This window comes from Mycobacterium sp. (genome assembly GCF_002863225.1).
Classification (GTDB): domain Bacteria; phylum Actinomycetota; class Actinomycetes; order Mycobacteriales; family Mycobacteriaceae; genus Mycobacterium.
The window spans coordinates 1-5,926 of sequence record NZ_PKEK01000044.1; the positions used below are offsets into that span (position 1 = coordinate 1).

Here is a 5,926-nt window from a genome sequence, read left to right on the forward strand (position 1 = left end):
GACGTCACCGAACTGGTAATTGATCGACATAGTTGTTCTCCCAAACCTTTTCGAGTGATGACCGGGCTAGCTGGACAGGATCTGCTGCGAGGCCTGCTCTTGGCTCTCGTAGTTGTTGGCGTCCCGGATCAACCCGTCACGCACCCCGTGCAGCATGTTGACGATGTTGCGGAAGGCCGTGTTCATCTGGCCCATGGTGTCGTAGGAGGTGGCCTGAGCCATACCGCTCCAGCTCGCACCGGCGATGTTCTGGCTCGACGCCCACATCTTGCGGGCCTCGTCCTCAACAGTCTGCGCGTGCACATCGAAACGGCCCGCCATTGCCCGCATCTCGTGCGGGTCAGTCATAAAACGCGTAGGCATGTCTTTCTCCTTATCTCACTGTCATGTCTGGGTTAATGCGTCCTGCAGCAAAGGCATCCCCCACTTCTCATCCGCCAGCCGGCGTGCGAGTCTCAACTTTCACCGATTGCGTCTTGGCGGCCTGCGTCGCCATGCCGCGCCCGTTGAGCGAACCCATCAGGGCCTGGGTGTACGGGCTGGTCGGCATACCCGCAGACGACGCCACCGGAGCCGCAACGCTGTTGGCCGGCAGTATCGGAGCGGCGCGCACCATTTCGGGTGCGTTTTGTGCCCAGCCGTTCGGAACGGACAATCCGCCCAGTTTGCCCGCGCCTGCCAGTTGAGCGGTGATCTGCGAACCGAACCCGCGCATCTGGCCGGAGATGCTGCCCAGCAAGGCCTTGATCTTGCCGTCCATGACGGCCTGCACATCGGCGAGCAATGCCTGCTGGCCAGCCTGCATCGCCTGGCTGGTGCTCATCGAGTTGGCAAGGCTGATCAGCATTTTGGCCGGCATGCTGGCGAAGGTGGTCAAGTAGTACACGCCCTGGATGGGGCCCAATGCGCCGGCGGTCGACAGTACGGCGGCCTCCGGCGCCGTAGCCGCGGCAGTGCCCGCTGACTGGGCGCCGGCCGGCGCGGCGACGGCCGACGCGCTCGACAATCCATTGGTGGAACTGGAGTTACTGGTCAGCGACGGGGCCAGGTTCTGCAGCATGCTGGCCAGCTGAGTGCCGGAGTTCGTGGCCGAGTTCGTCGCCGCCTGAGTGGCGGCGGCCGCGTTGGCCGACGTCCCGCCGTCGCTGGTCGAGGGGGCCGGCGTCTGCTGGGGCAACACGACGGCCTGCTGCGAGGTCAACGCGTAGGTGTCCATCGTCAGGCCGTCCTGGAACCACATTTCCATGTAGTGCGCTTCGGTGGCCATGATCGCCGGCGTGTTCTGGCCGAGGAAGTTGGTGGCGACCAGCGCCGCCAGCAGCGCCCGGTTGGCCGCGATCACCGCGGGAGGAACCGTGGATGTGAAAGCGCTCTCGTACGCCGCGGCCGCAAACCGGGCCTGCGCCGAGGTCTGGGCGGCCTGACCGGCGGTGCCCGCCAGCCAGTCCACGTACGGCGCCGTGGCTGCCGCCATCCGCGCGGACGTCGGACCGAGCCACGTCGTCCCGGTCAGCTGAGCCAACACGGTCTGATACGCGGCGGCGGTCGCCTCGAGATCGGCGGCCAGTTCGTCCCACGCCGAGGCCGCAGCCATCAGCGGCCCGGAACCCGCTCCGCTGTACATCCACGCGGAGTTCAACTCCGGCGGAAACATCATGAAACTCATCGACCCAGGCCCCCCTTAGCCGGCAGCAGCTGCATTCGCCGCCTCGGTCAGTGCGTACGCTCCCGCCCCGGAACGCAACGCGGCTACTACTTGTTCGTGCACCAACGCCGCTTGCGCGGCGATCTGCTGGTAGGCGGCGCCGTGCGTACCGAACTGCGCCGCGGTCAACGCCGAAACAATATCCGAAGCGGCCGGCGAAAGGCTGGTAGTCGGCGTCGCCGCGGCGGCGTTTCGCGCCGTCATCGCATCGCCGATACCCGCCAAGCTGCCCGCGGCGCCGGCCAGATCTTCCGGTTGCGCAGTTACGAACGACACTGACCCCTCCTTACGACAAGCACCAGACTTGCGTCGGCCGTCCCGCTGAGTTAATGCAATTAACCAATCGCGAACAGGGCGTTTTGAAGTCTGGCAGTTGCGCAATCTTAAATCACAAAAGTGCATCTTGTGCTGAGAAAATCCAAAGAGACATTGCGCCTACGACAATTTTTTGAGCCCCCTTAGCGCGACTTCCCCCGCATGTCCGGGCGCCAGGAAAGCGCCTCCGACAAGTGGCAACTATTGAACGCCGGTCAATAGCTACCGGATAGCGGCCAGACCCGCGCAGCGCCGCAGCGGCCACCATCGGTGGTGAATCGGCGATTCCGATGCGACCCGGCAAAGTCTCACACTCGGCGCCAGCTAACCTGCGGCCGTCACGTCCTGACCGTAAACGCCTCGCGCTCTTGATAATTGGGCCCGCAACACCGCGACCCGCATCCGGCCCGACTCCCCCCTCAGACGCTGTCCTGCTGTAACGGCCGGCCACCACGTCGATCCTCATCGCCTCGGGCACGGCGGACCGGCCCCGCCCCACCGTGCAACCGGTGCACCGGCCGAGGGGGCCGCCTGAGAAAGGTCCGTGGACAATTGTGTGCACGCGTTGATTGCGAACACACGATGCCGTTATTGGCCGGCTACGGCCCACCAAGATCAGAATCTCAGGTTGATCACCAAAGCTGAGGAAATGCTGAAAAGAACGGCCGGGCGCGCACGCTTTCCCGCTCGGTACGCGGCGTCGACCGGGACCGTTGCGGGCAACGCCACCGAACCGCCCGACCGCAGCACGAGGCGCGACGCCCATACCGGCCGAATTCCTATGAACTAGCCGGTCGCCGTTTACCGGCGCCGCCCACCGTGCCGGTAGGAAAGAAGCATGGTCGAAGAATCGCACACAGAGCGCGGCGAGCAGTCCGCGTCGGGGTTCAGCCGCCGGACGCTGCTGACGACCGGCGCGGCGGCTACCATCATCGGAGCGGGCCTGGGCGCCGGTGGCGTGGCGCTGCTCGGGTCACCCGGTCACGGGCCCAGCCTGTGGACCAGACCAGATAGAAGCGGGGCTCAACCGGTGGGCGGGCTGCACCTGCAGTTCGGCCGGGACGCATCCTCAGAGGTCGTCGTGTCCTGGCACACCACCGATGCGGTCAGCAACCCGCGCGTGATGGCGGGCACGACCACCGGCGGCTTCGGCCGTACCGTGCCGGCCGAGACTCGCACCTACCGGGATGCGAAGTCGAACACCGAAGTCCGGGTCCACCACGCCCGGCTGGACAACCTCACACCCGACACCGACTACGTCTACGCCGCGGTGCACGACGGCACCAACCCCGAACTGGGCACCGTACGTACTGCGCCGTCCGGCCGACACCCGCTGTCTTTCACCAGCTTTGGCGACCAGGCGACGCCGACACTGGGTCGCCTGAACAAGAAGAACTACATCAGCGACAACCTGGGATCACCGGCAGCCGGTGACATCACAACCGCGATCGAGAAACTGGGTCCGTTGTTCAACTTGGTCAACGGCGACCTGTGCTACGCCAACTTGGCCCACGATCGCATCCGCACCTGGTCGGACTGGTTCGACAACAACACCCGCTCCGCGCGATACCGGCCGTGGATGCCCGCGGCGGGCAACCACGAGAACGAATCCGGCAACGGCCCAATCGGTTTCGCGGCCTACCAAACCTACTTCGCCCTGCCCGACGCCGGATCCGACGCCGAACTCCGCGGGCTCTGGTATTCCTTCACCGCCGGCTCGGTGCGAATCATCAGCCTCAACAACGACGACATCTGCTTTCAGGACGGCGGTAACACCTACGTCCACGGATATTCGGGTGGAGCGCAAAAGCGTTGGCTGGAAAAGGAACTCGCGAGCGCGCGGGCCGACAAGCGAGTCGACTGGGTGATCGTCTGCATGCATCAGACCGCGGTGTCCACCGCCGACCACACCAATGGCGCCGACTTGGGCATTCGCCAGGAGTGGCTGCCACTGTTCGACCGCTATCAGGTCGACCTGGTGGTATGCGGTCACGAACATCACTACGAGCGCTCCCATCCCCTGCGGGGCACGCAGGACACCGAGACCAGGACGCCGATCCCGGTGGCCGACCACAGCGACGTAATCGACACGACCAAGGGGACCGTGCACGTGGTCATCGGTGGCGGCGGCACGTCCTCGCCGTCGAACAGCTTGTTCTTTCCGCAGCCCCGATGCCGCGTGGTGACCGGGCTCGGGTCTGAACGCGACTCGATCGGACGCCGCAAACCCAGCTACGCGGTGGAGGACGCGCCGTGGTCGGCCTTCCGGGACGGCGACAATCCGTACGGCTTCGTCGCTTTCGACGTCGACCCGGGGCCACCTGGCGGAAACACCACGATCAAGGCCACCCACTACGCCGTCCACGGGCCGTACGGCGCGGTCAGCACGGTTGAGCAGTTCACCCTCACCCGGCCCCGCGGCGGCTGAGGCTCTCGGCGCCTCCGCCGCGCCGACCTGCTGGTAATGTCATTACCGCTTTCTGCTAATGAAACTCTCGGAGGCGGCATATGACGGAATCGGTGACGGAGTTCGCCGAGCGGGCGCGGGCGTGGCTGGCCGACAACATGCCGCGGATCGCGGATCCGGCCAATCCGCCGTACGCCGATCGGGGCGAGGCGGACTCCTGGCAACACGTCCGCCGGTTACAGCGGAAACTGCACGACGGCGGCTTCGCCGGGATCTGCTTTCCGACCGAATACGGCGGTCTCGGCCTCGACATCGCCTATCAGAAGGCGTTCGACGTCGAGAGCGCCGACTACGAGATGCCGCTGATCCTGAACACCCCGACGTTCACGATCTGCTGCGCGACGATCCTCGACACCGGTAGCGAAGAGCAAAAGCGGCAACACATTTCGGGAGCATTGCGTGGCGACGAGGTGCTGGTTCAACTGCTGTCGGAGCCCAGCGGCGGTTCCGACCTGGCCGGGGTGATCACCCGGGCCGAGCGGCGAGGCGATAAATGGATCGTCAACGGAGCCAAGACCTGGAGCACCGGAGCGTTTGCCGCCGACTACGGGCTGTTGCTGGCCCGGACCAACTGGAACGTACCCAAACACGAGGGATTGACGATGTTCCTGGTGCGGTTGGACAGCCCCGGGATCACTTTGCGCCGGATCACCCAGGTCAACGGCTCCACCGAGTTCTGCGAGGAGTTCTTCGACGACCTCGAACTCGACGACGCGGCGGTGGTCGGCGAAGTCGACAAGGGTTGGGAGGTGGCCTCGCGGCAGCTCTACCACGAGCGACGCGCGGTCGGTGGCGGCTCAGAGTTCGCCAGCGGCAGCGGTGCCGAGAACAACCAGGAGCAGGCGCCCGACTATCACGCGATGATTCATGCGGCCGGGTTGACGGACAACGAGCGGGCCCGCGAGTTGGCCGGTCGCGCGCTCACCCGTCGCGCGGTGTGGCAGCAGCTGATCGACCACGTCTACCACAGCGTGCTGGACGGATCGCTACCTCCGACCGGCGGCTCGCTGATCCGGCTGTTCCAGGCCGAGGAGGTGGCGCTCGAGGTAGACACCGCGTTGGCGGTGGCTGGAAGCGCAGGCGTCGTGGACGTCGCGGCGGACTTGATGTCCGTCGGCGAGCGCTACCTGTCCCGGCAGACGGCGGCACTCGGCGGCGGGACCACGGAGATGGCGCGCAACGTGATCGGCGAGCGCATCCTCGGCTTTCCCCGCGAATTCGCCGCCGACCGCGGCGTGCCGTTCAACCAGGTCAAGCACGGCCGGAGCTGAGACCGCCCGCTGCGCTTTCGCCGAGATCGACGTCAGCGTGGCGTGCACTCGCTTGGGTTAAAGGGGTGGTTGCAACACTTCGTAGGTAGGGGTGTTGATGGCGACTCATCATTCGTTGGTGGCGGTGCAGCGTCAGTTCTGGGAATTGGTCGCTGCGGGTATGTCCTC

The 5,926-nt window shown here is 65.7% G+C and carries 5 protein-coding genes; 2 read left to right on the top strand and 3 right to left on the bottom strand.

Going from position 1 to position 5,926, the window contains the following annotated elements:
- Positions 1–66 precede the first annotated feature (66 nt).
- From CYU59_RS13965 to CYU59_RS13975, 3 genes are all read right to left on the bottom strand, one after another.
- On the bottom strand, positions 67–363 hold the full coding sequence (locus CYU59_RS13965) for a WXG100 family type VII secretion target (RefSeq protein WP_292990482.1): 297 nt from the start codon (positions 361–363) through the stop codon (positions 67–69).
- Positions 364–430: 67 nt separating this feature from the next.
- A complete protein-coding gene (locus tag CYU59_RS13970; RefSeq protein WP_292990484.1) occupies positions 431–1,666 on the bottom strand; it encodes a PPE family protein in 1,236 nt (411 codons plus the stop codon).
- A gap of 15 nt (positions 1,667–1,681) precedes the next feature.
- Positions 1,682–1,981: a PE family protein gene (locus CYU59_RS13975; RefSeq protein ID WP_292990486.1), complete on the bottom strand. Its 300-nt coding sequence runs from the start codon at positions 1,979–1,981 to the stop codon at positions 1,682–1,684.
- Between the two features lie 877 nt (positions 1,982–2,858).
- On the opposite strand from CYU59_RS13975, the gene CYU59_RS13980 reads away from it, so the two are divergent.
- The gene (locus CYU59_RS13980) at positions 2,859–4,448 is read left to right on the top strand and encodes a fibronectin type III domain-containing protein (protein WP_292990489.1); all 1,590 of its coding nucleotides are present in this window, start codon (positions 2,859–2,861) and stop codon (positions 4,446–4,448) included.
- A gap of 80 nt (positions 4,449–4,528) precedes the next feature.
- Positions 4,529–5,758, top strand: coding sequence for an acyl-CoA dehydrogenase family protein (locus tag CYU59_RS13985; RefSeq protein ID WP_292990492.1), 1,230 nt, complete (start codon positions 4,529–4,531; stop codon positions 5,756–5,758).
- The last annotated feature ends 168 nt before the right edge of the window (positions 5,759–5,926 follow it).